This is a genomic window from Streptomyces sp. NPDC057565 (assembly GCF_042801455.1).
Classification (GTDB): Bacteria; Actinomycetota; Actinomycetes; order Streptomycetales; family Streptomycetaceae; genus Streptomyces; species Streptomyces yanii.
Genome location: NZ_JBHVFU010000016.1, coordinates 136,297 through 161,646, shown reverse-complemented (window position 1 = coordinate 161,646; position 25,350 = coordinate 136,297). Strand labels below are relative to the sequence as shown.

Annotated in this window: 26 protein-coding genes, 1 tRNA gene, 1 pseudogene and 1 riboswitch; of the genes and pseudogenes, 13 read left to right on the top strand and 15 right to left on the bottom strand. The window is 69.3% G+C overall.

All coding sequences use genetic code 11. The features are described from left to right. A partial coding sequence (locus ACFU8W_RS26565; protein WP_384041864.1) for an ABC transporter permease occupies window positions 1-450 on the top strand: 450 nt, incomplete at its 5' end. On the opposite strand, the gene ACFU8W_RS26560 is transcribed toward ACFU8W_RS26565, so the two are convergent. After that, entirely contained in the window at window positions 431-667 is a 237-nt protein-coding gene (locus ACFU8W_RS26560; RefSeq protein ID WP_384041861.1) for a hypothetical protein, read from the bottom strand. The genes ACFU8W_RS26565 and ACFU8W_RS26560 overlap by 20 nt on opposite strands. 213 nt (window positions 668-880) lie before the next feature. Between ACFU8W_RS26560 and ACFU8W_RS26555 the strand changes: the two genes are divergently transcribed. Continuing rightward, window positions 881-1,438: an NADPH-dependent FMN reductase gene (locus ACFU8W_RS26555; RefSeq protein ID WP_384041858.1), complete on the top strand. Its 558-nt coding sequence runs from the start codon at window positions 881-883 to the stop codon at window positions 1,436-1,438. 28 nt (window positions 1,439-1,466) lie between these two features. On the opposite strand, the gene ACFU8W_RS26550 is transcribed toward ACFU8W_RS26555, so the two are convergent. Next, entirely contained in the window at window positions 1,467-1,673 is a 207-nt protein-coding gene (locus tag ACFU8W_RS26550; RefSeq protein WP_384041855.1) for a hypothetical protein, read from the bottom strand. Between the two features lie 790 nt (window positions 1,674-2,463). Between ACFU8W_RS26550 and ACFU8W_RS26545 the strand changes: the two are divergent. The 4 genes and pseudogenes from ACFU8W_RS26545 to ACFU8W_RS26530 form a co-directional block, all read left to right on the top strand. Next, window positions 2,464-2,661, top strand: a pseudogene (locus tag ACFU8W_RS26545) (ABC transporter ATP-binding protein); the annotation flags it as partial. Beyond that, window positions 2,658-4,016, top strand: a complete 1,359-nt coding sequence (locus ACFU8W_RS26540) for an ABC transporter permease (protein ID WP_384041852.1) — start codon at window positions 2,658-2,660, stop codon at window positions 4,014-4,016. The pseudogene ACFU8W_RS26545 and the gene ACFU8W_RS26540, both read left to right, overlap by 4 nt. A 5-nt stretch (window positions 4,017-4,021) precedes the next feature. Beyond that, window positions 4,022-6,769 carry an alkaline phosphatase family protein gene (locus tag ACFU8W_RS26535; protein WP_384041849.1) on the top strand — a complete coding sequence of 916 codons (2,748 nt, stop codon included), beginning with the start codon at window positions 4,022-4,024 and terminating at the stop codon, window positions 6,767-6,769. A 726-nt stretch (window positions 6,770-7,495) separates the two neighbouring features. Further along, on the top strand, window positions 7,496-7,933 hold the full coding sequence (locus tag ACFU8W_RS26530; RefSeq protein ID WP_384041846.1) for a cupin domain-containing protein: 438 nt from the start codon (window positions 7,496-7,498) through the stop codon (window positions 7,931-7,933). A gap of 148 nt (window positions 7,934-8,081) precedes the next feature. Here ACFU8W_RS26530 and ACFU8W_RS26525 read toward each other — a convergent pair whose 3' ends face one another. The 3 genes from ACFU8W_RS26525 to ACFU8W_RS26515 all read right to left on the bottom strand — a co-directional run bounded on the left by ACFU8W_RS26525 (window position 8,082) and on the right by ACFU8W_RS26515 (window position 10,879). Further along, window positions 8,082-8,630: a hypothetical protein gene (locus tag ACFU8W_RS26525; protein ID WP_384041843.1), complete on the bottom strand. Its 549-nt coding sequence runs from the start codon at window positions 8,628-8,630 to the stop codon at window positions 8,082-8,084. Between the two features lie 165 nt (window positions 8,631-8,795). Next, window positions 8,796-9,374 carry a TetR/AcrR family transcriptional regulator gene (locus tag ACFU8W_RS26520; protein ID WP_266985202.1) on the bottom strand — a complete coding sequence of 193 codons (579 nt, stop codon included), beginning with the start codon at window positions 9,372-9,374 and terminating at the stop codon, window positions 8,796-8,798. Then, window positions 9,371-10,879 (bottom strand): MFS transporter, encoded by a 1,509-nt coding sequence (locus ACFU8W_RS26515; protein WP_384041839.1) that lies wholly within the window; start codon window positions 10,877-10,879, stop codon window positions 9,371-9,373. The genes ACFU8W_RS26520 and ACFU8W_RS26515 overlap by 4 nt, the downstream gene beginning before the upstream one ends. A gap of 177 nt (window positions 10,880-11,056) precedes the next feature. Between ACFU8W_RS26515 and ACFU8W_RS26510 the strand changes: the two genes are divergently transcribed. Then, a complete protein-coding gene (locus ACFU8W_RS26510) occupies window positions 11,057-11,359 on the top strand; it encodes a hypothetical protein (RefSeq protein WP_384041836.1) in 303 nt (100 codons plus the stop codon). Between the two features lie 167 nt (window positions 11,360-11,526). Here ACFU8W_RS26510 and ACFU8W_RS26505 read toward each other — a convergent pair whose 3' ends face one another. Then, a complete protein-coding gene (locus ACFU8W_RS26505) occupies window positions 11,527-12,921 on the bottom strand; it encodes a DUF445 domain-containing protein (RefSeq protein WP_345517885.1) in 1,395 nt (464 codons plus the stop codon). A gap of 152 nt (window positions 12,922-13,073) precedes the next feature. Here ACFU8W_RS26505 and ACFU8W_RS26500 point away from each other — a divergent pair, with 152 nt between their 5' ends. After that, window positions 13,074-14,315, top strand: coding sequence for an SGNH/GDSL hydrolase family protein (locus ACFU8W_RS26500; protein WP_384041832.1), 1,242 nt, complete (start codon window positions 13,074-13,076; stop codon window positions 14,313-14,315). 44 nt (window positions 14,316-14,359) lie between these two features. Here ACFU8W_RS26500 and ACFU8W_RS26495 read toward each other — a convergent pair whose 3' ends face one another. From ACFU8W_RS26495 to ACFU8W_RS26480, 4 genes are all read right to left on the bottom strand, one after another. Continuing rightward, window positions 14,360-15,013 (bottom strand): DUF1707 domain-containing protein, encoded by a 654-nt coding sequence (locus ACFU8W_RS26495; RefSeq protein ID WP_384041886.1) that lies wholly within the window; start codon window positions 15,011-15,013, stop codon window positions 14,360-14,362. Window positions 15,014-15,202: 189 nt separating this feature from the next. Beyond that, window positions 15,203-16,183: an ABC transporter ATP-binding protein gene (locus ACFU8W_RS26490; protein WP_345517883.1), complete on the bottom strand. Its 981-nt coding sequence runs from the start codon at window positions 16,181-16,183 to the stop codon at window positions 15,203-15,205. Between the two features lie 24 nt (window positions 16,184-16,207). Continuing rightward, window positions 16,208-17,080 carry an ABC transporter permease gene (locus tag ACFU8W_RS26485; RefSeq protein WP_384041829.1) on the bottom strand — a complete coding sequence of 291 codons (873 nt, stop codon included), beginning with the start codon at window positions 17,078-17,080 and terminating at the stop codon, window positions 16,208-16,210. Next, window positions 17,073-17,873 (bottom strand): ABC-2 family transporter protein, encoded by an 801-nt coding sequence (locus ACFU8W_RS26480; protein ID WP_345517881.1) that lies wholly within the window; start codon window positions 17,871-17,873, stop codon window positions 17,073-17,075. The genes ACFU8W_RS26485 and ACFU8W_RS26480 overlap by 8 nt, the downstream gene beginning before the upstream one ends. 212 nt (window positions 17,874-18,085) lie before the next feature. Between ACFU8W_RS26480 and ACFU8W_RS26475 the strand changes: the two genes are divergently transcribed. Continuing rightward, entirely contained in the window at window positions 18,086-20,413 is a 2,328-nt protein-coding gene (locus tag ACFU8W_RS26475; protein ID WP_384041825.1) for a transglycosylase domain-containing protein, read from the top strand. 37 nt (window positions 20,414-20,450) lie between these two features. Here ACFU8W_RS26475 and ACFU8W_RS26470 read toward each other — a convergent pair whose 3' ends face one another. From ACFU8W_RS26470 to ACFU8W_RS26460, 3 genes are all read right to left on the bottom strand, one after another. Beyond that, the gene (locus ACFU8W_RS26470) at window positions 20,451-20,771 is read right to left on the bottom strand and encodes a multidrug efflux SMR transporter (protein ID WP_266985184.1); all 321 of its coding nucleotides are present in this window, start codon (window positions 20,769-20,771) and stop codon (window positions 20,451-20,453) included. 39 nt (window positions 20,772-20,810) lie between these two features. Then, window positions 20,811-20,876, bottom strand: a riboswitch (guanidine-III (ykkC-III) riboswitch). 65 nt (window positions 20,877-20,941) lie between these two features. Beyond that, window positions 20,942-21,280, bottom strand: coding sequence for a co-chaperone GroES (locus ACFU8W_RS26465; RefSeq protein WP_030923137.1), 339 nt, complete (start codon window positions 21,278-21,280; stop codon window positions 20,942-20,944). A gap of 54 nt (window positions 21,281-21,334) precedes the next feature. Next, entirely contained in the window at window positions 21,335-21,655 is a 321-nt protein-coding gene (locus ACFU8W_RS26460; RefSeq protein ID WP_327246126.1) for a DUF3618 domain-containing protein, read from the bottom strand. Window positions 21,656-21,782: 127 nt separating this feature from the next. Here ACFU8W_RS26460 and bcp point away from each other — a divergent pair, with 127 nt between their 5' ends. The 4 genes from bcp to ACFU8W_RS26440 all read left to right on the top strand — a co-directional run bounded on the left by bcp (window position 21,783) and on the right by ACFU8W_RS26440 (window position 24,167). Further along, window positions 21,783-22,250, top strand: coding sequence for a thioredoxin-dependent thiol peroxidase (bcp, locus tag ACFU8W_RS26455; RefSeq protein ID WP_384041820.1), 468 nt, complete (start codon window positions 21,783-21,785; stop codon window positions 22,248-22,250). 113 nt (window positions 22,251-22,363) lie between these two features. Further along, window positions 22,364-23,860 (top strand): glycine betaine/L-proline transporter ProP, encoded by a 1,497-nt coding sequence (gene proP, locus ACFU8W_RS26450; protein ID WP_384041817.1) that lies wholly within the window; start codon window positions 22,364-22,366, stop codon window positions 23,858-23,860. Between the two features lie 56 nt (window positions 23,861-23,916). Then, window positions 23,917-24,081 (top strand): HNH endonuclease, encoded by a 165-nt coding sequence (locus tag ACFU8W_RS26445; RefSeq protein WP_384041814.1) that lies wholly within the window; start codon window positions 23,917-23,919, stop codon window positions 24,079-24,081. A gap of 11 nt (window positions 24,082-24,092) precedes the next feature. Continuing rightward, a tRNA-Leu gene (locus ACFU8W_RS26440) sits at window positions 24,093-24,167 on the top strand. 52 nt (window positions 24,168-24,219) lie between these two features. Here ACFU8W_RS26440 and rdgB read toward each other — a convergent pair. Further along, the gene (rdgB, locus tag ACFU8W_RS26435; RefSeq protein WP_384041811.1) at window positions 24,220-24,822 is read right to left on the bottom strand and encodes an RdgB/HAM1 family non-canonical purine NTP pyrophosphatase; all 603 of its coding nucleotides are present in this window, start codon (window positions 24,820-24,822) and stop codon (window positions 24,220-24,222) included. Between the two features lie 34 nt (window positions 24,823-24,856). Continuing rightward, on the bottom strand, window positions 24,857-25,249 hold the full coding sequence (locus ACFU8W_RS26430) for a hypothetical protein (protein WP_384041808.1): 393 nt from the start codon (window positions 25,247-25,249) through the stop codon (window positions 24,857-24,859). Window positions 25,250-25,350: the final 101 nt, after the last annotated feature.

The following is a 25,350-nucleotide window of genomic DNA, read 5'->3' as shown; positions in this document are numbered from 1 at the left end:
CACGTCATCGGCAGCGTGCTGCAGTCGATCGCCAGCGTGGTGCTCGTGGGCGCCGTCGCCGTGGCCATCGGCTTTAGGTCCACGGACGCCACCATCCTGGAGTGGCTCGCGGCGTTCGGGCTGCTCGTGCTCTTCGCCACGGCGCTCACCTGGATCGCGGTCGGCATGGGCCTGGTCAGCCCGAACGCCGAGGCCGCCAGCAACAACGCGATGCCGATGATCCTGCTGCCACTCCTGTCCAGCGCCTTCATCCCGGTCGACACGATGCCGGGCTGGTTCCAGCCGATCGCCGAGTACCAGCCGTTCACGCCCGCCATCGAGACCCTGCGCGGGCTGCTGCTCGGCAGCGAGATCGGCAACAGCGGGTGGCTCGCCATCGCCTGGTGCCTGGGCCTGACCGTGCTCGGCTACTACTGGTCGAAGGCGAAGTTCAACAGCGACCCGGAGTAGCCGGCATGAGAGCGCGGGCCGCCTCCCGCAACTCGTCCCGCCCGAGGGCGGCGTACTCCGACACCGCGTCGGCGTACGCCGCCCCGTCGACGTTCTCGGCCGTCTGCCGGGCCCGCTCCGCGGACATCGCCGACTGGAACTCCCGTAGCACCCCGAGCCGTTCGGCCAGCGCGAGCAACCGCACTACGGAGAGGGCGCCGCCGGCAAGGCCCGCCACGGCGAGCCCGTGCAAGGGCGGTGCTGCACGCCGAGAGCGGGGTGATGCCCCTCGCTCACAAGGACAACCACCCGTCGGTCGCCTCGATCCCCGGGGCCGGATTCCACCGCACCACCTGTCTGCGAGACCTGAGCGGCCGGCCGCTCGCGCGGCTCCATCAGCGCGCTGGGGGACGAGGGAATGAGGTGGTGGCCGCTGCGAGTTGCAGCGGACATGCCTACGTCCCGTGTGATCCTCCTGCTGTCCGGAAGCCTGCGCGGCGGCTCCTCCAATAAGACCGTGCTCCGCACCGCGCAGGCCGTGGCGCCCCCGCAGGTGCGTACGGTGCGCCCCGAAGGCGGGCTCGCGGCGCTTCCGCATTTCAATCCCGACGACGACAACGAGGCCCTGCTGCCCGCCCCTGTGGCCGCGCTCCGTGCGGCGATCGACGAGGCCGATGCCGTACTGATCTGCACGCCGGAGTACGCGGGGACCCTGCCCGGCTCGTTCAAGAACCTGCTCGACTGGACGGTCGGCGGTACGGAGATCTGCGACAAGCCCACCGCCTGGGTGAACGCCGCCAACCCCGGGCGAGGGCACGGGGCGGAGACCACGCTGCGGACCGTGCTCGGATACACCGGCGCCGACATCGTCGAGGCTGCCTGCGTACGGGTTCCGGTCGACCCGACACGTGTCGGGGAGGACGGTGTCATGACCGATCCGGGGGCTCGCGAGCAGATCGCCAAGGTGCTGGATCTGCTGGTCGAGCGGGCTGCGAGTCAATACGCCTAAGCGGCTTTGGTGAAGTGGGAGCGTCTAATCAACGGCGGATCTGATGATCAAGGAAGAGGTTCGTGATGACCGAGACCGCCGTGGAGCCGACGCCAGAGCAGGAGCCGGCCAAGGTGGTGCCCAGCGCGACGTGGATCGCCGCCCACGGACGCCCAAGATCACCAGCGGTGCCGTGGGCCTCGTCCGTTTTACCGACCGAGGTCGTGTGTGAACTGTTGTTGGGCTGGCGTTTCACGTGCCGTACATGTTCGCGACGGTGGGGTGCCCAGCCTCGCAACGTCCGTGTGAGCCAGTGAGTCCAGCTGTCGCAGCGGCCGGAGCGTTCGCTGCCGCTGATTCCGGTACCGAAGAGGCCCTTGGCTGTGAGCCCTGCTGCACAGCCGAACCCACCCATGGCTCCAACTCTCGCTCCGCCGGGCATCCTTGGTGGCCGCAGGACGGGCCGGGCGTGCGCGTGGCCAGACTGCTGCACTTCCCGCGCCGCTGTAGTGCCGTGGCTGCACTTGTCTCCCGGGCATGTCCCCGTTCCCAGTCTCTGGTGTACGGGCCGGAGTCGACCATCGGGTTGGGCCGCGTGTCGAACCAGCCGCCTTCGGCGCTGTTGCAGCGCCCGCACAGCGCGCCGCTGGCGCCCGCTTCGTGCTGGTAGCGCACCGAAATGCGGGCCACGGTGCGCCGTACGGACTCGGTGCGTCCGGGCGTGGCCCAAGTCCGGGTTGATCCTGGCTACTTCGTCCACACGGACTTGCCGATGCCCTGTCGTGATCACGATCCGACCGGTCGTGATGTTCGCGATCACGACTGTCTGACGGCTGGTTAGTTCTGCGATCCGGCCTTCGAAAAGGTGCCGGTCGAAATATCGACGGCTATCGACGGTTATCGGCGCGGCGAACGCCGGTCGTCGCCCGTTCCCAAAGTATTCAACCGGCCGCCCCTGCGAAACGTTGCATGTGACACCTAAGTTCCCTGTGAAAAGAAGGGAACTCATGGACGCGCTCCTCGCAATCCGAGCTCGCGGGATCACCGGGATCGGCGTCGTCGACGACGCCGGGGCATGGCACGGCGCCGAGGTGCTCGTCGTGCGCGCACTGGTGCCTGCCCTCGACGAACTGGTGGTGCGGCTGGTGCACGCGGGCATCGCGGTGCGCGAGCTCGCCCCCGTGGTGTCGCCGCTCGAGGCCGCATTCCTCGCCCTCACCGAGCAGCAGGAGACCGGCCGATGACCGCGACCATCGCCAACGACCACGCTGCCGGTGCCCGCCGCGTCTCGGTGCCGCGTGGTTACCGCTTTGAGCTGGTCAAACTGGTTTCGCAATGGCGGATCCGCTTGCTGTTCCTCGCCTGCTGGATCGCGCCCGCGCTCTTCGTCGCCGCGGTGAGCCAGCAGAGCTCGCTCCCCTCCGACACCCTCTTCGGTCGCTGGATGCACGCCACCGGGTGGGCCGGATCGCTGGTGGTGCTCGGCTTCGCGGGCACCTGGGCGCTCCCGCTGCTGACCTCGCTGGTCGCCGGCGACGTGTTCGCCTCCGAGGACCGGCTCGGCACCTGGCGCCACCTGCTGGTGGCGGTCCGGTCGCCTCGGCGGATCTTCGTGGCGAAGGCACTGGCCAGCCTCACCGTCATCCTGCTGCTCGTGGCGGGGATGGCGTGTTCCAGCGCGGTCGGCGGGGTCCTGGCGGTCGGCAACCAGCCGCTGATCGGACTCGACGGCCACCTGTTGACGCCGTCGGAGACCGCCGGTGAAGTCCTCCTCGCCTGGGTCTGCGTGCTCGCCCCGACCCTGGCCCTCGCCGCGATCGGACTGCTCGGGTCGGTCGCGCTGGGACGGTCCCCCATGGGACTGCTGCTGCCCGCGCTCGTCGCGCTCGCGATGCAGCTCGCTCAGATGCTGCCGCTGCCCGTCGCCGTACGCCTCGCCCTTCCCGGCTACGCCTTCATCGCCTGGAACGGTCTGTTCACCAGCCCGGCACAGCTCGACCCGCTCCTGATCGGCATCGCGGTCAGCCTGGTGTGGGCCGTGATCGCGACAGCGCTGGCCTATCTGCTCTTCCTGCGGCGCGACTTCACCAACCTGGCCTACGACGGCACCGGGCGCCGTGCAATCACCACCGGACTCCTGCCGCTGGTCGGACTGGGCGCCCTCACGGTCGCGGTCGTCGCCGTGGCAACCCCGTCCGTGGGTTCCGGAATCGAGCAGGACAAGGTCCAGCGGTCGGTCGCCACGGCGTTCGCCCACCTCTACCGCATCCAGACCAAGCAGCTCAACCGCCCCGACGTCACCGAGGCGCAGTTGCGGGCCACAGCGGCGTGCAACAAGGGCGCCGGCCAGGTCGCCGCCCAGGGGCCGGGCAACGACTGGCGTTGCGTCGTCACCTGGCATCTCCCCGGTGTCAACGCCCCGGGCACGGCCATCTACCAGCTCGACATCACCTCAGACGGGCGGTTCGTGGCCGACGGCGACGGACCAAAGGAAGTGAACGGCTACTTCCTGGTGCGCACCCCGACCGGGGACACACCGAACCCGCTTTGGCAGTTCGACGGCAACGTCGAACTGCTCGACACCACCCCGAAGGGATAATTTCCATGCAGGTAACACGGCAGCGCCGGATTAACGAGAAGAAGCAGATCAGCCTTTTCGGGAAACGCGTCGGCCGCCGGACTTCTCTGGCAACGGCGGGCATCGCTGTCGCCCTAGCCGTCACGGGCACCGCTGTTGCCCAGACGCACCAGTTCGGCACCCAGCAGGTCGGCCAGGTCACCGCTGACGGCCAGGTCATCTCCAGCGACCAGTACATCGCCCCATATGGCAGCCGCACCGTCATCAACAACGGCAAGATCATGTCGTCCTCGGTCAGCCCGGACGGCACCCACATCGCGGCCTCGGTCACCGACGGTGGAATGGCGCTGCTCGTCATGGACCTGGGGACCGGGCAGGTGAAGCAGCGCGTCGGCAACAACGCGTCGGCGGACCTGCGCATCAAGAGCAACACCGTCGGCCAGGAGGGCCCGACGTACTCGCCCGACGGTTCGCAGCTGTGGCTAGGCCAGGCCGACGGCTACACCAAGTTCACCGTGAACCCGGACGGCACCCTCGCCAACCCGGCGACCATCTCGATCCCGGCCGACGGCTCCAAGCGCGCACTGGTGGGTGCGGCGGTGTTCTCGGCCGGCGGCTCCACCGTGTACTCCGCAGTCAACGGCCAGAACCGGGTGGTCGCCATCAACGCGGCGACCGGGACCATCGAGCAGAGCTGGACCGTGGGCAACGCCCCCCGTGGCATCGCCATGGTCGGCGACAAGCTCTACGTCAGCAACGAGGGCGGGCGTCCGGCCAAGGCCGGCGACACCACGCTCAACTCCTACGGCACCCAGGTGCCGGCCAACCCTGACACCGGTGCCACCACCACCGGCACGATCAGCGTCATCAACCTGGCGGACCCGTCCGCCGCCGTCGGGAGCATCGACGTCGGTCTGCACCCGACCGCGGTGTACGCCAAGAACGGTGCGGTATTCGTCACCAACACCGCCACCGACGACGTGTCGGTCATCGACACCGCCAGCGACAAGGTCGTGCAGACCATCGCCACCCAGCCGTGGCCGGAGGCGTCGGTCGGCTACGAGCCCAACGCGGTGACGCTCACCGACGACGGTCGCCTGCTGGTGACGCTCGGCCGCGCCAACGCGGTCGCCGTCTACCGGTACACCTCCCCGCAGGAGCCGGCCGGCTACGTAGGCCTGCTCCCGACGGACTACTTCCCCGCGGAGATCACCACCGTCGGCAAGAACGTGGTCGTCTCCAACACCCGTGGTATCGACGCCCGCCGCCCCGCCAACAGGGCCGGGCACAACACCCACGACACGACGTCGAGCCTGACGCAGTTCACACTGCCGGACGACAGCGTCATCAAGTCCGAAACGGCCAAGGTCTTCAAGCAGAACGGCTGGAACGGCGACTCGGTCGGCAAGGGCACGGGCGACGCGAAGCCGGTGCCGGTCCCGGTGAAGCTCGGCGACCCCTCGACGATCAAGCACGTCTTCCTGCTCGTCAAGGAGAACCGGACCTACGACCAGGTCTTCGGTGACATGCCCCAGGGCAACGGCGACCCGTCGCTGACGCAGTACGGCGAGAACGTGACGCCGAACCAGCACGCGCTGGCCAAGCAGTTCGGGCTGTACGACAACACGTACGCCATCGGCACGAACTCCGCCGAGGGTCACAACTGGCTGATGCAGGCCGACAACCCGGAGTACACCGAGTCCACGGCCGGTGAGTACACGCGCAGCTACGCCACCGAGGACGACGCTCTCGGCCACCAGAAGACCGGCTTCATCTGGACCGGGGCGCAGGCGGCGGGCAAGACCGTGCGGAACTTCGGCGAGTTCCATTCGATCTATAAAACGCCGCCCGGCGCGACCTGGCAGAACCTGTACTGCGACGCCAAGAACATGGACGCGACCGGGCAGAAGACCGCCTACTCCATACAAACGGGCTCGCCGATCCCGTCGCTCAACAAGGTGTCGGTGCCCGGCTTCCCGGCGGTCGACCGCAGCGTCCCGGACGTCTACCGGTACGAGATCTGGAAGCAGGACTTCCAGAAGAACGGCCCGGCGAACCTGAACATGCTCACGTTCCCCAACAACCACACCGGTGGTCCGCCGAACGGGCCCGCTCAGGTCGCGGACAACGACCTCGCGGTCGGCAAGGTGGTCGACGAGATCTCGCACAGCAAGTACTGGAAGGACTCGGCGATCTTCGTCGTCGAGGACGACTCCCAGTCCGGCCTCGACCACGTCGACGGCCAACGTTCCCCGATCCAGATCATCAGCCCCTGGGCGCAGCACGGCAAGGTCGACAGCCGCTACTACTCGCAGATCACGATGATGCGGACCATCGAGCAGATCCTCGGGATCCACCCGATGAACCAGAAGGACAGCGCGGCCAGCCCGATGCGTGGGGCGTTCACCCAGAACGCGGACTTCACACCGTTCACCGCTCTGCCCAACCGGACCTCGCTGACCGATGGCCTGAAGACCCCGCCTGCCTGCGGCCTGGACACCCCGGCGCCGCAGAACCCCAGTGCAGCGCCCGCGCCGTCGGCGAAGGTGCCGGCGGACAAGCAGGCGGTCGCGGCGAAGTGGGACAACTGGAAGTCGCACCAACGGGCTACCGGGCCCAACGCCCTGCTCGACTTCGCGAACCCCGCGCAGATGAACCACTTCACGTGGTACGAGACGCACGAGTGGAAGAAGCCGTACCCCGGCGAGGACAAGATCTTCGCGCCGGAGGACGTGCCGGGCGCCTACATCCCGTCGTCGGAGAACGACGGCTGACATAGCCTGATTGCGTCAAGGGCCCTTGGCCGGCCTCACCGCCGGCCAGGGGCCCCTACGGCGTCCGCTCCAGCGATACACCGGACGCCGCGAGTGCTACGGCGAAACCCACCGGGCCATCGCTGGGCTCGTCTCTGACCGCGCGGCCCGGCGGGCCAGCCGGCGCCAGACGAGCACCGAACTCGTGCCCGTCAACGTGACAGCCTGCTGAATCACCCACCAGCCGAACCACCAGGCCAACACACCCAGAACTCAATCGCGGGTCAGGCCGTTAGGTCCTGCCGTCACATGATTCCCGGCCGCCAGGACTGACGCCACACGCGCCCAGGACCGAGCCCCCGTGCCGCAGCGGGCGACAGGCGTCATGTCCGAGCCGGTGCGAGACTGACCATGCAGGCCGGGGTCCGGCCGGCCGACGCCACCGCCATCGGGCGTTCCCGTGCTCCACCCCGGCAGCTTCGAGCGTTCCGTCCGGCACATGAGCCGGTGCAGCCGAGCGATCCATCGCTCGGCTGCGCCGGCGACCACGTGGGCCGAATGGCGGCGATGTCGCGCATCACGAGGGCATTCGGTCGTAGCTGCCGAACAGGCGCGGCAGCAGGAACAGCGACAAGCTCTCCGCCCCGTCCGAGCCGCATGGGCCGTCATTCCCTACAGGGGTGATCGAACCTCGCTGTCCGGCCCGGGCGGCTCCACAGACCGCCATACACCACTGGAGGCTTCACCATGTCGAGCACCGAGCCGGCGAACACGGAGCAGGGACCGCGGTCCGAAGCGTGGAAGACCGCGCTGACCGTGCTGCAGACGGCAAAGCCGCCCTACATCCCGGAGGGGGTCGAGGCGATGACCGTTCTCGTCGAATTTCCCCCGGGCGACCCCGGCACACCTCCGCACCGGCACTCGGGCCCGGCATTCGGCTACATGCTGGAGGGGGAGATGCTCTTCGAGCTCGAAGGCGAGCCGGAGCGCGTGATCAAGGCCGGGGAAACATTCTGGGAGCCGGGCGGCGACGTCATCCACTATCAAGACGGAAACAACCGGACGGACTCCCGGAGCCGATTCCTCGTGACGATGCTGTGCGCGCCGGGTCAGCCCATGCTGACCCTGGTCGATGACGAGGAGCTGGCACAGCGTAAGGACCGGCGGGCTCCGCGTCCTGCCTGACGGCGGCGGTGAACTCCGCACGCGAACGGCGGGCCGGCTCCCGGACGCTGCCGAGCCGACCGGTACACCGCAATGGCCGACAGGAACCGAGTAAGCGCGTCACGGCGTGGACGAGTTCGTCGGCCTGATGCCGAAACGCACGGCCCCGTCAGCGGTAGTCCTCCGGGTGGCCCTGCATCCAGGTGTTGATGCGGTCGCGCGTGCCGAACAGCTCGGAGCGGTGCTTCTCCAGATTGTCCGTGGAGGTGTCGCCCTTCATGGACGTGCGCAGGGCGGCCAACCACGCCACGGGCTCCTTGAAGTGACCGGGGCCGTTCGGGTACGCCTTCATCGACGCTTCCAGGCCCATCAGTTGGTCATTGACCCGGCCCAGGACGTATCCGCAGTCGCCCGCGCCGGGGGTGCAGGTCTCGTCCAGGGTGGCCTGGAGCGTGGCGAAGGCGTCGCGGACCTGTGCGGGCCTGGTCGCGAGCGTCCCGGATGCGGCGGCGTCCTCCGCGGCGGCTGACGCCTCGGCGTCCGCTTCCACCTGCGCCTCGGCCGCCTTGGACGCGGCTGCCGCGTTCGCCGACGGCGCCACGTACGGGACGTCGTCGCCGGGCCCCTCCGTCGTGTCGGCGCTGCTGCAGCCCACCAGGAACGCACCCAGAAGCAGCGGCAGCGCTGCGGTGGCACGCGTGAACGTATGGACAGACATGAGGCCCCCCTCGCCGAATGGCCCAGACCATACCTCACAGTCGGTCGCACCGCGCGGGCCATGAACTCCGCGATCTGCGCGCACAGTTTGCCCGGCCGGTCCAGGTGCACGTCCTGTCCCGCACGCCGGGGACCACGCACACCGCACCGGCGGATCGTGCCGCCCTCAGCCCGTGATCAGGGTCTGGAGCGCGGGCGCGTACAGGTCCGCGAGGTGTTCGGGGGTGGCCAGTGCACCCGCGCCCTCGCGGTGCAGGCTCAGGGTGGCGCCGAGGCCGAGGAGGTGGCCGGCGATCAGTTCGGCGCGCAGGGCGCGTTCGTGGCCGGGGAGTCGGGCGGTCAGCGCCTCGGTGACCTGTTCGTGGAAGCGGTCGCGCAGCAGCGACCGTTCGTCCCGGTTGCCGAGGGAGAACACGACGCGCAGGAGCGGATCCGTCTGCTGTTCGCGGCGGCGGCGCACGAGCGTGATCACCATGTGGCGGCCGAGCTCGTCCAGCGGGGCGTCGAAGAGTTCCTCGGCAGCCGGGCCGAAGTCGGCGACCGTCTTGAAGAGTTCTTCCTTGCGGCCGAAGTGCTTGACCACCAGGGAGGGGCTGACTCCCGCGTCGGCGGCGATCCCCCGGATGGTCACATCCGCGTACGGGCGCTGGGTGAACGCCCGCCGGGCCGCCCGCAGGATCGCGTCCCGGCCCGAGCCGGGGTCGGTGGGGGCCGGAGCCGGAGCGGTGGCCTGGCTGCCGGTCATGCGCCCTCCTCGATCGTGATCGTCCGCGCACCGCCCTTGCGGTCGTCGCGGCTCTCTCCGACCGTACCCGCCGCGGCCGTACGCCTGCCGGGCAGGAACAGCGTGACCGTCAGCGCCAGCAGCGCCGCGCCCGCCGCGATCAGGAAGACCAGCTGATACGCGTGGAGCGTCGGAGCCGTCCGGCCGCCCACCCGGAACGTGAGGTTGGTCAGCACGGCGGCCACCGTCGCGCTGCAGAACGCCTGCCCGATCGATCTCATCAGCGTGTTGAGACCGTTGGCCGCGCCCGTCTCGCTGACCGGGACCCCGCGCATCACCAGCGCGGGCAGCGCCGAGTACGCGATGGCCGTGCCCGACGCGACGACCGTCGCACCGGCGATGATCAGCCACAGGCTGTGGCTGGTGAAGTAGCGCACCACATAGCCGACGGCGATGATCGCGGCCGCCAGCGTCAGGCTGACCTTCGGTCCGTACCGTGCGGAGATCCGGGCCGAGACCGGCGAGAGCGCCACCATCGACACACCGCCCGGCAGCAGGCACAGTCCGCTGACGACGAGCGAGGCACCGAGCCCGTAACCGGTCGCCTTCGGCTCCTGCACCATCTGCGCGGTGACCAGGGAGTTCGCGTAGAAGGCGAAGCCGATCAGCAAGGCGGCGATGTTGGTCAGCAGGACGGCCGGGCGGGCCGAGACCCGCAGGTCGACCATGGGCGTCGTCACGCGGAGCTCGTACGCGCCCCAGAGCAGCGCCACCACGACGGCGCCGACGAGCAGTCCGACCGTGCGGGCGGACGCCCAGCCCCAGTCGGCGCCCTGCGTCACCGCGAGCAGCAGACAGACCAGCGCCGCGGACAGCCCGAGCGCGCCGACGACGTCGAAGCGACCGCGGGTGCGCAGCGGGGACTCGGGAACACAGCAGAGCACCAGCACGATGTCGATGAGGCCGATCACGCCCGACACCCAGAACATGGTGTGCCAGTCGAAGTGTTCGACGACGAGCGCGGCGACCGGCAGCCCGACGGCCGCACCGATGCCGAGCGTCGAACTCATCAGGGCGACCGCGGAGAGGACCCGCTCGGGCGGGAGTTCGTCGCGCAGGATGCTGATGCCCAGCGGTACGACGGCGAGCGCGGCGCCCTGGAGGGCGCGGCCGGTGATCAGCACGCCGATGTGGGAGCTCACCGCGCACAACACGGAACCGATGACCAGCACCGCGAGCGAGGCGACGAGCACCCGCCGCTTGCCGTACATGTCGCCGACCCGGCCCAGGACGGGCGTGAAGACGGCGCCGGTGAGAAGGGTGACGGTGACCAGCCAGCTCGCGGCGGCGGGGGTCGCGCCGGTGAGGGCCGGGATGTGCGGGAGGAGCGGGACGACGATCGTCTGCATGACCGCGACGACGACCCCGCAGAAGGCGAGAACGCCCACGGCGAAGCGGGGGTGGTGCGGGGTCGGGGTCGGGGTCGGGGCGGCCGACCCGTCGGGGGCAGAGGTGTCCGCAGGCATGCGATCTCCGTGGGGTGCTCGGCGGTGGCGGCGGAAGCCAGGGGTGCACAGATGTTCACCTCGCAGGGTAAACGCTTGTGCACCCCCTGGCGAGTCGGAGCGTCCGCCCGCCGCGCTAGCCTCGGAAGCCGCAGCACGAGAAAAAAGCCACGACATGAGAAGGCGAAGGTGGCGGCGATGGCAAAGGTTCCTACGGCGGCAGTTGCGGCGAGCGGACTCGTCGGCGGGTACGCGGTCGCGCGGTGGACCAAGAAGCGGCCGCTCGGCGGGGTCGCGCTCGCCGCAGCGGGCACGGTCGCCGCGTACGAGTGGAACCGACAGGCCGGACCGCGTGCGGCCACCGCTCTGACCACGGCGTACGTCGCCGCGTTCGCCGGATCGCACCCGCTGGCCAAGAAGCTCGGCGCCTGGCCCGCCGTCCTCACCGTGGCGGGCACCGTCGCCGCCGCTTCGTGGGCGGTCACCCGCCGCGCCGCCTGAGAAATCTCTCCCGCGGGCCCGCAGCACACTGAACGCGGGCGCGCCGGCGTCCGTATTCAAGAGCACCCCCCGCGTAGGAGGCGCTCACATGGGTGAGGCCTCGAAGCCGGGTGCGTACCCGTACGACAGGACGGGTACGCACCCGGACCCTCACCGGGGGACGTCGCTCAGGCTCCGAACGCCTGCGACACCGTGTAGATCAGCAGGCCCGCCAGGGCACCCACCACCGTGCCGTTGATCCTGATGAACTGCAGGTCACGGCCGATGTGCGCCTCGATCTTCTTCGACGTCTGGTCCGCGTCCCAGCTCGCGACCGTGTCACTGATCAGCGAGGTGATCTCCGTGCGGTACCTCGTGACGACATACACCGCCGCGTCCTCCAGCCAGCCCTCCAGCTTGGCCTGCATCCGCCCGTCCGTCGACAGCCGCGCGCCGAACGTCAACAGCGAGGCGCGCGCCCGCAGCCGCAGCTCGCTCTGCTCGTCCTCCGCCGCCGCGATGATCATCGTGCGTACCGACGCCCAGGCCGACGCGATGACGTCCTGGACCTCGGCGCGCCCCAGGATCTCCGTCTTCAGCCGCTCCACCCGCGCCCGGGTGTCCGAGTCGGTCTGGAGGTCGGCCGCAAAGTCCGTCAGGAACGTGTCGATCGAGGCGCGCGCCGGATGCCCCGGCATGTCCCGCACCTCCGTCACGAAGCGCAGCAGCTCCTTGTAGACCCGCTCCCCCACCCGCTTGTCGACGAACCGCGGTGTCCACCCCGGCGCCCCGCCCTGCACCGCGTCCATCACGGAGTCGCCGTGCAGCACCAGCCAGTCGTGCGCACGTACACAGATCAGGTCCACGACCCGGCGGTGGCCGCCGTCGGCGACGATCTTCTCCAGCATCTTCCCGAGGCCGGGGCCGATCTCCGCCGCGTTCGCCCGCCGGGTGATCGCCTCGGCCACCACGGCCTGCACGTCCGAGTCCCGCAGGACCGTCAGCGCGCCGCGCAGCGCGGTCGCCAGCTCGGCGGTGACCCGGTCGGCGTGGTCCGGCTCCGCCAGCCAGGCACCGAGCCGGCCGCCGATGCCCAGCGCCTGGATCCGGCCGCGCACGACATCGCCCGAAAGAAAATTCTCCCCGACGAAGGAACCCAGAGAGGCCCCGAGCTGGTCCTTCTTGGTGGGGATGATGGCGGTGTGCGGGATCGGCAGGCCGAGCGGACGCTTGAACAGCGCCGTGACGGCGAACCAGTCGGCCAGCGCACCCACCATCCCCGCCTCGGCGGCCGCGGCGACGAAGCCCGGCCAGCCGCCCACACCTGCGTTCTTCGCCCAGGTGGCGAGGACGTACACGAGCGCGACGAGCAGAAGGAGGCCGGTGGCCGTGGTCTTCATACGGCGCACACCACGCCGCTTCTCCTCGTCCGCGGCCGTGTACGCGAAGGAGGCGAGGGGGGCGGGGCGTGCGGGAGCGGAGGCTGCGGTGCCGGAGCTCCCGTCCGCGCCGCCACGTGCCTGTGCGGGCTCGGCCGGTCCGCCGCCCGGCTCGCCCGACCTGGTCCGTTCGATCCGTTCCATCCGCTCCACCCGTCCGCGTCCGCGTACGCATCGCCCCCGGTGCTCCGTACGCATTGTCCTTACCTGACGTACTCCCGGGCCGCATGTCGAGTTCCCGGCACTGTGCCCCATCATGAGACCAACCCCCACCATCACGAGGAGACACCCCGCCCATGCCCAGGCGCCAGGGAACCGCCCTGCTCATCGCCCTCGTGGCGGGCACCGCCGCGCTTGCCGCATTCATGGCGTACGCCGGGTCCGCGCTGTTCTCGGGTGCCGGGTCGCGGCAGGTCAGCGCGCAGCCGGCGGCCCGTCCGCCCGCCGAGCCCGCCCATTCCACCGGCGTCTGGGTCGCCACCTGGGCCGGGGCGCCCGTGGCCGGGGTGGTGGACCCGTACCCCGGACACGACCTCACCCGGCGCACCATCCGTAACGTCGTCCACACCAGCATCGGCGGCGACGCGGCCCGCATCACCCTCTCCAACCTCTTCGGTACACACCCTCTGCTCGTCGACCGGACCACGGTGAACGCCCGTCCCGTCTCCTTCCGCGGCGCCCCCTCCGTCACCATCGCCGCGGGCGGACAGGTCGTCAGCGACCCGGTCGTCGTCCCCGTCGACGCCGACTCCGATCTCGTCGTCGCCCTCCGCACACCCACCGCCGAGGGACCCGTCACCGTCCACCCGAACAGCCACCAGACCTCGTACCTCGCGGACGAGCGCGGTACCCGGCAGACCAACGTGTGGCGCTACCTCACCGCTGTGGACGTCCGCAACGCCTCCTCCGCCGGAGCAGTCGTCGCCATCGGCGACTCGCTCACCGCGGGCACCGGCTCCGCCCTCGACGCCAACGGCCGCTGGACCGACGTCCTCGCCGACCGGCTGCGCGGGCGCTACGCGGTCGTCAACCAGGGCATCGCCGGCAACCGCATCCTGCGCGACGGCCAGGGCCGCGGTCAGCGGGCGCTCGCCCGCTTCGACCGCGATGTACTGGGCGTCGCCGACGTGAAGACCGTCATCATCGCCCTCGGCATCAACGACGTGCAGCAGTTCCCTCAGGAACAGGACCCGCAACACATCGTGGACGGCCTGAAGGCCATGACGGAACGCGCCCACGCGCGCGGGCTGCGGGTCGTCGGGGCAACTCTGATGCCGTACGAGGGGTACCCCACCTGGACACCCGAGCGGGACGCCGTACGGATGCGGGTCAACGAGCTGATCCGGGCAGGCGGCGTCTTCGACGAGGCCGTCGACTTCGACCGGGCGGCACGCGACCCGTACCGACCCGGCCGGCTCCGCCCGGCGTACGACCGCGGCGACCATCTCCATCTCAACGACGCCGGATATCTGCAGCTGGGCCAGCAGGTGGACCTGCGGAGCCTGCACCAGGAGGCTCCGGTGTCCGGCCGGCTCTGACAGCAGGACGCGGTGGGCGGCGCGTCCTCACACGCCGGACGGGCTCATGCGTCCCCGGTGCCCTTCTTCAGCTGCCGGGCCCGCTCCTTGTCCGCCTTCGTCCGCTTGCGCTCCACACCGACCCCGCCCATCAACGCGAGCCCAGTGATCCGCACCCGCGGCGAGTCCGGCGAGGGAACGCCCTCGCCCGTCGCCCGGTCCCCGAAGCCCCCCATGATGCCGACGCCTCTGACCTCGACATTCAGCTCCGGTGGGACCGTCACGCGCATCCCGCCCATGATCGTGAAACAGCGGATGACGACCTCACGGTCCTCGAAACGGGCCTCGCGCAGATCGATCTCGCCGCCGCCCCACATCGTGAACGCGGTGAACGTCCGGCCCACGGTCCACCTACCCTTGCGCCCGAACCCGCCCCAGATGGCGAACGCGCCCTTCGACGTGGCGGAACCGCCGATACGCTCCGCCCAGTCGACACCCGCCGAACCCGTGCGTGCGGGCGCGCTGCCCGCACGCACCGGCGCCACCGCACCGCCCGACGCCGGAAGATCGCGGATCAGTGGCTCCAACTCCCCATGCGTACGCGCCTTGTAGGCCGCATCGAGCCGCTGCTCGAACTCCTCCATCTGCAGGCGGCCCTCGGCCACCGCCTCGCGCAGGACCTCGGCAATCCGTTCACGCTCGGCATCGGAAGCACGCATGTCGGGAAGTTCACTCGTCATACCGCGCAGCCTATTGAACGCGCCCGCTCACGTCACCGATCCACCGCACCTCGGACCCACCGCACCTCGGATCCAACGCGCCTCGGATCCAACGCGCCTCGGATCCAACGCGCCTCGGATCCAACGCGCCTCGGATCCAACGCGCCTCGGATCCAACGCGCCTCGGATCTAACGCGCCTCGGCCGACGCGTACATCTTCGCGATCACGGCCTCGATGTCCGGTTCCCGCACCGAGAGGTCCACCAGCGGATACTCCGCAGCGATCCGCGCCACCAGCGGAGCCGCCGAACCCGACGCCGGAAAGGCCAGCCACTGTCTCGGCCCCTCCACCTTCACCGTACGCACCGAAGGCTCCGACTCCAGCCGGATCGGCGGGAGTTCACGCTCCAGGTCCACGACCAGCGTGCGCTCGCTCTCGCCGACCTCATGCAGCCCTGCGAGCGCACCGTCGTACATCAGGCGGCCGTGGTCGATCACCATCACCCGCCGGCAGAGCTGCTCGATATCCGTCAGATCGTGAGTGGTGAGCAGCACCGTCGTTCCCCGCTCGGCATTCAAGTCCCGGAGAAATCCCCGGACCTTGGCCTTGGAGACCACATCCAGACCGATCGTCGGCTCGTCCAGATACAGCACCTCCGGGTCGTGCAGCAGTGCCGCCGCAATGTCGCCGCGCATCCGCTGCCCGAGCGACAACTGACGCACCGGCACATCCAACAGCGCGCCCAGATCCAGGAGTTCGACACAGCGGTCCAGGTTCTCCCGAAACCGGGCGTCAGGGACCCGGTACATCCGGTGCACCAGCCGGTACGAGTCGCGCAGCGGCAGATCCCACCACAGGGTGGTGCGCTGCCCGAAGACCACACCGATCCGGTGCGCCAGCCTCGTACGCTCCCTGGAAGGGTCGATGCCGGCGACCCGCAGCCGCCCGCCGCTCGGAGTGAGGATGCCCGTCAGCATCTTGATGGTGGTCGACTTGCCCGCGCCGTTCGGACCGATGTAGCCGACCATCTCGCCGCGCTCCACCCGGAAGCCGATCCCGTCGACCGCGCGGACCTCGCGCCGCTCGCTGCGCAGGAAACCCGTCCTGCGACGCACCTCGAAGACCTTCTCGACACCGTCGAGCTCAATGAAACCCGTACCCGTAGCCATGCCCCGACCTCGCTCCGCTCGTCCTCAGTTGCCCGTGCTCCGGTACGAGCGCAGCCCCGCCCGCCACGCCGTACCCGCGAGCCCCCAGCACACCCCCGCCACCACCGGCGGCAGGAACGCCACCCACTCCGGCAGCCCCAGCGGGTACTCCCGGCCCAGCACATACAGCGCGGGCAGCCAGTTCACGAAGGCCAGCGGCACCACGAACGTCACCCCGCGCACCAGATCCTTCGCGAAGACCGTCGGCGGGTACTGCAGCAGCGTGTTCCCCCCGTACGTGAAGGAGTTCTGCACCTCCGCCGCGTCCTGCGCGAAGAACTGGAAGGCCGCCCCGCCCACGAACACCGCGCCGAAGATCGCCGCCCCGCTCAGCAGCATCAGCGGGATCATCACCACCTTCAGCGGCGTCCACGCGATGTCCAGCGCCGTCAGCCCGTAACCGAGCACCAGCAGCCCCTGCGTGATCCGCCCCAGCCTGCGCAGCGCGAACCGGTCCGCCGCCACCTGGGCCAGCACCGGAACCGGGCGCACCAGCAGCGTGTCGAGCGTGCCGTCCCGGACCCGGCGGCCCAGCCGGTCCATCGACCCCAGCATCAGATCGGCCAGCCCGAACGCGGTGCCCGAAGCCCCGTACAGCAGGGCGATCTCCGGCAGCGTGTAGCCGCCCAACTCGTCGACGTGCGCGAACATCAGCAGGATCGCGACGAAGTCGAAGCCCGTCGCCGCGAAGTTCCCGAACGCCGTCATGGCGAACGAGGCACGGTACGCCATCGTCGAGCGCAGCCACATCGCGACGATCAGTCCGTAGGCACGTACCCCTTCGACCAGCCTCGACCGCTCGGCGAACACCGCATCGGGAACCTCGACGGCCCTGGAGACCTCGGTGACCTCAGCCACCCTGAACCACCACCCTCCGCGTCGCCACCGACTGCACCAACCGCCCCGCCAGCAGCAACGCCAGCGCCCAGCCGCCCTGGAAGGCGAACGCCTCCACCAGCCCCCACCCCGCGTGCTTCCCGAGGAACACATCGGCCGGCACCTGGAGCAGCGACGACCACGGCAACGCCCGCGCCACCTCGCCCAGCACACCCGGGAACAACGTCAGCGGAAGCAGCAACCCCGAGAAGAACAGCCCCGCCAGGAACGCGATCTGCGCCGCACCCGCCCCGTCCATCAGCCAGAACGCGGAGAGCGCCACCAGATAGCGCAGAGCGAAACTGACCACGACGCCGAGCGTCACCGAGACCAGGAACGCCAACCAGACCCCAGGCGAGCCGGGCAGAGCCAGCGGGAACGCCAGCGCGCCAAGCAGCATCGGCACGACGCCACGCGCCAGCAACTGGAACGCGGCCCGCCCCAAGTCACCGGCCAGCCACCACAGTTGAAGATCGACCGGCCGGTAGAGGTCGACCGCCACATCGCCGGTGCGGATCCGCTCGACCAACTCGTCCTCGAAACCGCCGCCCATCATCGCGGAGGTCGCCAGCAGCGCCTGCCCCAGCCACACATACGTGAGCGCCTGGGACATGTCGTAGCCGCCGAGCTGCGGACGCTCGTCCCACAGCGCCGTATAGGTGTACGCCAGGACGAAACCGAAGACGGTGTTGGTGAACACCCCCGCCGCCGTCGCGATCCGGTAGGTGGCATGGCGTCGGAACCCGCCCGCCGCAACCACCGCGTACAACCGCATCCCCATCACCCCCGCGCTCGTTCGCAACCGTGCGCCCAACCGCGTTGGACACCAAAGCGCACGACCCTAGTGCAGCGGAAACAGGCACCGCGACCGCTTTTCGGCGGCCGATCCAGGAGCGATCACAGGTCGGTCCAGGGTCGATCCGGGGCTTATTCCACAGAAAGGGGCACTATGGGGGAATTGACAGCGGCCGAGGAGTATCCACCGATATGAGCGACGAGCCACAGCAGCAGAGCGGGGGGCCCGACAACGGGAACCGGGCCCCGAGGGACCCCTCTGCCGGCACCGGCGCCCCCGCAGGCCCAGCCGCCCCCGGCGGGAAGAAGAAGGGGAGCAAGAGCCGCCCCGGACGCACCGGCTGGCGCCGCGCCGTCCCCACCTGGCGGGTGACGCTCGCCACGCTCCTCGTCATCGCCCTGGTCCTGATCGGCGGATTCATCGCCGGATACCAGCTCGTCGGCATCCCGCCTGCCAACCCCACCGCCACCGCGCAGTCCAACGTCTACCTCTACAAGGACGGCAGCTTCATCGCCCGCGACGGCGAGGTCAACCGGCAGAACATCCAGCTCACCCAGGTCCCCCTCAGCATCCAGCACGCCGTACTCGCCGCCGAGGACCGGAACTTCTACTCCGAACGCGCCGTCGACATTCAGGCAATGGCCCGCGCCGGCTGGAACACCCTCACCGGCAAGGGCACTCAGGGCGGCTCCACCATCACCCAGCAGTTCGTCAAGAACTACTACCTCGGCCAGGAACAGACCGTCATGCGCAAGGCCAAGGAGTTCTTCATCGCGATCAAGCTCAACCGCGAAGTGAGCAAGGACCAGATCTTGGAGGGCTACCTCAACACCAGCTACTTCGGCCGCAACGCCTACGGCATCCAGGCAGCGGCCCAGGCGTACTACGGCAAGGACATCGGCGACATCACCACCGCCGAAGGCGCGTACCTCGCCTCCCTGCTCAACGCCCCCAGCGCATACAACGTCGTCGTCCACCCCGAGAACAAGGCCGCGGCCGTCGCCCGCTGGAACTACGTGCTCGACGGCATGGTCAAGGAGAACTGGCTCGGCGCATCCGAGCGCGCCACCATGCAGTTCCCCCTGCCCGACAAGGTGAAGCCCGCCACCGGACTCTCCGGACAGCGCGGCTACATCGTCCAGGCCGTCAAGGACTACCTCACCACCCACAAGATCATCGACGAGAGGACGCTCGCCACCGGCGGCTACCGGATCACCACCACACTGGAGAAGAAGAAACAGAACGCCATGGTCAAAGCCGTCAACGACAACGTGATGTCGATGACGAGCAAGGAGCGCCCGGCCGACCGCAACGTCCGCGTCGGCGGTGCCTCCATCAACCCCTCGAACGGCCGGGTCGTCGCCATGTACGGCGGCATCGACTACACCAAGCAATACGTCAACAACGCCACCCGCCGCGACTACCAGGTCGGCTCCACCTTCAAACCGTTCGTCTTCACCTCCGCCGTCGCCAACCGGTCCAACACCCAGGACGGCCGGCGCATCACCCCCAACACCATCTACGACGGCACCAACAGACGCATGGTGCAGGGCCCGAACGGACCCACCGGATACGCCCCCGCGAACGAGGACGACATCGACTACGGCCCCATCACCGTCCTGGAGGCCACCGACAAGTCCGTCAACGCCGTCTACGCACAGATGGCCGAGGACGTCGGCCCCGGCAACGTCGAGGACACCGCCATCGACCTCGGCATCCCCAAGAACACCCCCGACCTGACCGCCTCGCCGTCCATCGCACTCGGCACCGCCACCGCCAGCGTCCTCGACATGACCCAGACGTACGCGACACTCGCCAACCACGGCAGGCACGGCACCTACACCCTCGTCGACAAGATCAGCAAGGACGCCGAGGAGCTCGCACTCCCCGGCCGTCACACCAAACGGACCGTCAGCCGCGAAGCCGCCGACACCACCACCGCGATCCTGCAGAGCGTCGTCGAGAACGGATCGGGAACCGCCGCCCAGGGCGCCGGCCGCCCCGCCGCCGGCAAGACCGGCACCGCCGAGGAGGACAAAGCCGCGTGGTTCGCCGGCTACACCCCGAACCTCGCGACCGTCATCGCCGTCATGGGCCAGGACCCCGACACCGGCGTACAGAAACCGCTCTACGGAGCACTCGGCCTGTCCCGCGTCAACGGCAGCGGCGCCCCCGCCCAGACCTGGGCCCAGTACACCGGCGCCGCACTCAACGGCAGCAGCATCGAAGAATTCGACCTCGAACTCGAAAGCGGCGCCGAGGAATCCGCCCTGCCCACCGACGAAGGAACCGGCCCCACCGACACCGGCGCCCCGTCCGAGACACCGTCCAGCCAGCCGCCGAGCAGCCCGCCCGGCACTCCGCCCACCAGCCCCGCCACCAGCGGCCCCGCCACCTCGGCACCGCCCATCGGCCCCCCGGCCGACGACGGCACGGACACCCTCGGCGGCGACAACGGCGGCATCGAAGAGCTCCTCCCCGAGGGCGCCGGCGGCGCCCGCCCGACCCAAACCGAGTGATACGGGGCTTGGAGGAGCTCACAGAACGGGAGTCCGATCAGTGCCCCGACGTCGCCTTCAGCCCCACCACAGCCACCAGCAACAGAGACACGAAGAAGATCCGGGCTGCGGTCACCGGCTCATTCAGCACCACCATGCCGAGCACCGCCGCCCCCGCCGCACCGATACCGACCCACACGCCGTACGCCGTACCGATCGGCAACGACTTCGCCGCCTGCGACAACAGCACCATGCTGGCCACGATCCCGAACCCGGTGAACACACTCGGCCACAACCGGGTGAACCCATCCGTGTACTTCATCCCGATCGACCAGCCCACTTCCAGCAGACCGGCAACAACAAGCAGAACCCACGCCACGACGGCACCTCCGAACACCACAGACACACGGACATCACAGGTGCGTCGTCTTTGCGGAAGCCCGGTACGGCGCGTCTCGTCGGGATGCCACCAACATAGCAAAGAACATACAAAAGGCCTGGTGACACCGGTCACCAGGCCTTACGCCACACGTCTCGCAGGCAACAGAGCTACAGATACAGCCCGGTCGAATCCACCGAACCCTCGAACCGGTCCGCCGCCACCGCATGCAGATCCCGCTCCCGCATCAGCACGTACGCCACACCCCGCACCTCGACCTCGGCACGGTCCTCCGGGTCGTACAGCACCCGGTCGCCCGGCTCCACCGTCCGCACATTCTGGCCGACCGCAACCACCACGGCCCAGGCCAGCCGGCGCCCCACCGCAGCAGTCGCCGGAATCAGAATGCCGCCGCCCGAGCGCCGCTCGCCCTCAGGCGTATCGGACCGGACCAGCACGCGGTCATGCAGCATGCGAATGGGCAGCTTGTCGTCGGTGTTCTCGCTCACGACCCGAAACCTACCTGCCCGCAGCCGTCCCGCACGCCCCCGGGGTCGGCCTTGTCAGCGCTTCTTGCGCCGTACCGACACCACAACCAGCCCCATCACACCGACCGCCAGCAACGCCGCCGGAACCACCCGCTCCAGACGCGGCGCGCCATCCTCCGACACAAACTGCGCCTTCACGTCCGACACCGTCCGATTCACCGCGACGAACGCCCGCCCGGCCGTCCGGTCCACGGCCTCGGCAGCCTTGGCCTTCGCATCACCGATGATCGTCTTCGGGTGCATCCGCACCCCGATCTCATCGAGCACCACCGCAAGCTGCTCACGCCTGCTGATGATGTCCGCCTCGATCTGCGCAGGGGTCCTGGCATCCGACACTGCGCCGCCTCCGTGGTCCTCGTCCGGTAAACCTTCATCGACAGTCTGTCAGCTCGGCCGCCCGCACACCCGACGGCACCCCTATTACGCTCGGTCCCGTACACCGCACCCGCCCCTGAGGAGAACCATGAGCGAGCGACTCCAGCCCGGCGACACCGCCCCCGCCTTCACCCTCCCCGACGCCGACGGCAACGACATCTCGCTCGCCGACCACAAGGGCCGCAAGGTCATCGTCTACTTCTACCCGGCCGCCCTCACCCCCGGCTGCACCAAGCAGGCGTGCGACTTCACGGACAACCTGGAGCTGCTGGCCGGCGCCGGATACGACGTCATCGGCGTCTCCCCCGACAAGCCGGAAAAGCTCGCCAAGTTCCGCGAGAAGGAAAACCTCGAGGTCACACTGGTCGGCGACCCGTCCAAGGAGACCCTCCAGGCCTACGGCGCATTCGGCGAGAAGAAGCTCTACGGCAAAACGGTGACGGGCGTCATCCGCTCCACGATCATCGTCGACGAGGAGGGCAAGGTCGAACGCGCCCTCTACAACGTCAAGGCAACCGGCCACGTCGCCAAAATCATCAAGGACCTCGGCATCTGACCGACACCACGCCCCTGTGACGGGCGTCGCATTTTCGCTCCCCATCGGTTTGCGACCGCCATGACCGCGCAGAAGCCCTTCCTGGAACACCCCACCGAGGAAGGGACCCGGCCATGGCGGCCTCCGACCTTCAGCAGGTGGCCGACCCGGAAGCGGTCAAGCGCCACCCCACCCTCTTCCGCGCCATCCGGCAGCGGAAGAACCCCAGGCTGCGCCGGTCCGACATCACCGTCACCGACGACCGGGCAGTCAAGCGAGCGGTGAAGGCGGCCTCCCTCGGCAACGCCATGGAGTGGTTCGACTTCGGCATCTACTCCTACCTGGCCGTCACTCTGGGGCACGTCTTCTTCCCGTCCGGGAACGACACCACCCAGCTGCTCTCGTCGTTCGCCACCTTCGCGGTCGCCTTCCTGGTGCGCCCGCTCGGCGGAATGTTCTTCGGTCCCATGGGCGACCGGATCGGCCGCAAGAAGGTCCTCGCCCTCACCATGATCATGATGGCGGTCGGCACCTTCGCCATCGGCGTCATCCCCTCCCACGCCTCGATCGGCCTCTGGGCACCCGCCCTGCTGATCTTCTTCCGGCTGATCCAGGGGTTCTCCACCGGCGGGGAGTACGGCGGCGCCTCCACCTTCATCGCCGAGTACGCCCCCGACAAGCGCCGCGGCTACTTCGGCAGCTTCCTCGAATTCGGCACCCTGGCCGGCTACGTCGGCGCAGCCGGCCTCGTCACCGCACTCACCGCCGTCCTCGACACCCCCACCATGGAAGCCTGGGGCTGGCGCATCCCGTTCCTCGTCGCGGGCCCCCTCGGCCTGGTCGGCCTCTACCTCCGACTGCGCCTCGACGAGACCCCGGCCTTCCAGAAACTGGAGGGCGGCACCGCGCAGGCCTCCGAGGCCTCGGACAGCGTCGAGACCACCGCCAAGGGAGACCTCGCGAAGATCTTCCGGCAGTACTGGCCGACGCTGATCCTCTGCATAGCCCTGGTCGGCGCGTACAACATCACCGACTACATGCTGCTGTCGTACATGCCGACGTACCTCTCCGACGAACTCGGCTACAGCGAGACCCACGGCCTGCTCGTCCTGCTCGCCGTCATGGTCGCCCTGATGGTGATCATCAGTCAGGTCGGCAGGCTCTCCGACCGTTTCGGCCGCAAGCCACTGCTGATGACGGGAATGCTGGGCTTCCTCTGTCTCTCGCTCCCCTCCTTCCTGCTGATCCGCCAGGGCGGCATCCCGGCCATCACGATCGGCATGGTGATGCTGGGCCTCTCCCTGGTCTGCATGCTCGGCACGATGTCCGCCGCACTCCCGGCCCTCTTCCCCACCCAGGTCCGCTACGGCTCCCTGTCGGTCGGCTACAACCTCTCGGCCTCGCTCTTCGGCGGTACGACCCCGCTGGTGATCACGGCACTGATCAGCTGGAGCGGTACGAACCTGATGCCGGCCTACTACGCGATGGCGGCGGCCCTGGTCGGCGTGATCGCGGTGGCCTGCATGAAGGAGACGGCCCAGCAGCCGCTGGACGGCTCGCCGCCTTCGGTGGAGACCGAGGCGGAGGCGGCGGAGCTGTGCGCGGCGCAGACTCCCGAGCCGAAGTTCTGAACCCGGACCCCGTCCCCGGGAACCTGGACGACCTCGAAGTCCCTCACCTGTGTGCCATGTGCGGCATCGGCGAAACGTGGCAGGGCAAGCTCCTGGTCCTGGAGATCGACCACATCAACGGCGACCGAATCGACAACCGCCGCGAGAACCTGCGGTACCTGTGTCCGTCGTGCCACAGCCAGACCGAATCCTTCTCGAACCGACGCAGCCGCGCACAGTAGAGTGTGCCCGCGGGTCCGTACCCCAGCTGGCTAGAGGGCGCCGGTTTAGGTCCGGTGTGTCGTGGGTTCGAATCCCACCGGGCCCACGGGCACAAAACGGTCGCCACCTTCGAAATGAAGGCGGCGACCGTTTCCATGTCACCCCACCAGCTCCCGCACCACCGGCACCAGCGCCCGGAACGCCTTCCCGCGGTGGCTGATCGCGTTCTTCTCCGCCGGGGTCAGCTCCGCGCAGGTCCGGGTCATGCCCTCCGGCTGCAGGATCGGGTCGTAGCCGAAGCCGTTCGTGCCGGCCGGGGTGTGACGGAGGGTGCCCAGGAGACGGCCCTCGACCACGCGTTCCGTGCCGTCCGGGAGGGCCAGCGCCGCCGCGCAGGCGAAGTGGGCGGCGCGGTGGGCGTCGTCGATGTCGGAGAGCTGGGCCAGCAGCAGGTCCAGGTTGGCGCGGTCGTCGCCGTGGGTGCCGGCCCAGCGGGCCGAGAAGATGCCCGGGGCGCCGCCGAGTACGTCGACGCAGAGGCCGGAGTCGTCGGCGATCGCGGGGTGGCCGGTGGCCCGGGCCAGGGCGTGTGCCTTGAGGAGCGCGTTCTCGGCGAAGGTGACGCCGGTCTCCTTGACGTCGGGGATCTCGGGGTACGCATCCGCGCCGACGAGCTCGTGGGTGAGCCCTGCGTCGGCGAGGATCGCGTGGAGTTCGGTGATTTTCCCGGCGTTGCGGGTGGCGAGGATCAGGCGGGTCATGTGCCGATTATCGCGGGGTGCCGGGCGGCGTCCGCTATGAGGTGCAGACGTTGCCGATCTCCTTGGCGGCGTCGGTGACCGGGGTGATGTCCGGGGTGGCGTCGCCCTTGTCGATGGCGTCGCGCACGTTCTTGACGCCGGCCTGGAGGTCGTCGACGGCCTTGGAGAGGTCGGCGTTGTCCGTCTTGTCGCCGAGGTTGCCGAGTTCCTTGTCTATCTCGTCGAGGGCCTCGGATGCCTGGGTGGGGTCGTTCGAGGCGTTGGAGACGGCCTGTTGGAGGTTGTCGACGCTGGTGGCTATGGCGTCGGCGGTACGGACGCAGTCGAGGGCCTTGTCGACTGCGCCGCAGCCGGCCGCGGCGGTGAGGGTGAGAGCGGTCAGGGTCAGCACGACGGTGATGCGGCGGTGACGGGTGGCCTTGGCCATGGTGCGGTTCCTCCCCGGGTGCGGATACGCGGACGGACGCACGGTTCGACCCGTGCGTCCGTACTCGTATCGACGCTCTGTGGTGCGTACGTGGTTGCTTC

Coding starts and splice junctions, on each gene's coding strand:
- ACFU8W_RS26555 (WP_384041858.1), top strand. CDS start 881: ATGCCTACGTCCCGTGTGATCCTCCTGCTGTCCGGAAGCCTGCGCGGC.
- ACFU8W_RS26540 (WP_384041852.1), top strand. CDS start 2,658: ATGACCGCGACCATCGCCAACGACCACGCTGCCGGTGCCCGCCGCGTC.
- ACFU8W_RS26535 (WP_384041849.1), top strand. CDS start 4,022: ATGCAGGTAACACGGCAGCGCCGGATTAACGAGAAGAAGCAGATCAGC.
- ACFU8W_RS26530 (WP_384041846.1), top strand. CDS start 7,496: ATGTCGAGCACCGAGCCGGCGAACACGGAGCAGGGACCGCGGTCCGAA.
- ACFU8W_RS26525 (WP_384041843.1), bottom strand. CDS start 8,630: ATGTCTGTCCATACGTTCACGCGTGCCACCGCAGCGCTGCCGCTGCTT.
- ACFU8W_RS26520 (WP_266985202.1), bottom strand. CDS start 9,374: ATGACCGGCAGCCAGGCCACCGCTCCGGCTCCGGCCCCCACCGACCCC.
- ACFU8W_RS26515 (WP_384041839.1), bottom strand. CDS start 10,879: ATGCCTGCGGACACCTCTGCCCCCGACGGGTCGGCCGCCCCGACCCCG.
- ACFU8W_RS26510 (WP_384041836.1), top strand. CDS start 11,057: ATGGCAAAGGTTCCTACGGCGGCAGTTGCGGCGAGCGGACTCGTCGGC.
- ACFU8W_RS26505 (WP_345517885.1), bottom strand. CDS start 12,921: ATGGAACGGATCGAACGGACCAGGTCGGGCGAGCCGGGCGGCGGACCG.
- ACFU8W_RS26500 (WP_384041832.1), top strand. CDS start 13,074: ATGCCCAGGCGCCAGGGAACCGCCCTGCTCATCGCCCTCGTGGCGGGC.
- ACFU8W_RS26495 (WP_384041886.1), bottom strand. CDS start 15,013: ATGCGTGCTTCCGATGCCGAGCGTGAACGGATTGCCGAGGTCCTGCGC.
- ACFU8W_RS26490 (WP_345517883.1), bottom strand. CDS start 16,183: ATGGCTACGGGTACGGGTTTCATTGAGCTCGACGGTGTCGAGAAGGTC.
- ACFU8W_RS26480 (WP_345517881.1), bottom strand. CDS start 17,873: ATGCGGTTGTACGCGGTGGTTGCGGCGGGCGGGTTCCGACGCCATGCC.
- ACFU8W_RS26475 (WP_384041825.1), top strand. CDS start 18,086: ATGAGCGACGAGCCACAGCAGCAGAGCGGGGGGCCCGACAACGGGAAC.
- bcp (WP_384041820.1), top strand. CDS start 21,783: ATGAGCGAGCGACTCCAGCCCGGCGACACCGCCCCCGCCTTCACCCTC.
- proP (WP_384041817.1), top strand. CDS start 22,364: ATGGCGGCCTCCGACCTTCAGCAGGTGGCCGACCCGGAAGCGGTCAAG.
- ACFU8W_RS26445 (WP_384041814.1), top strand. CDS start 23,917: ATGTGCGGCATCGGCGAAACGTGGCAGGGCAAGCTCCTGGTCCTGGAG.
- rdgB (WP_384041811.1), bottom strand. CDS start 24,822: ATGACCCGCCTGATCCTCGCCACCCGCAACGCCGGGAAAATCACCGAA.
- ACFU8W_RS26430 (WP_384041808.1), bottom strand. CDS start 25,249: ATGGCCAAGGCCACCCGTCACCGCCGCATCACCGTCGTGCTGACCCTG.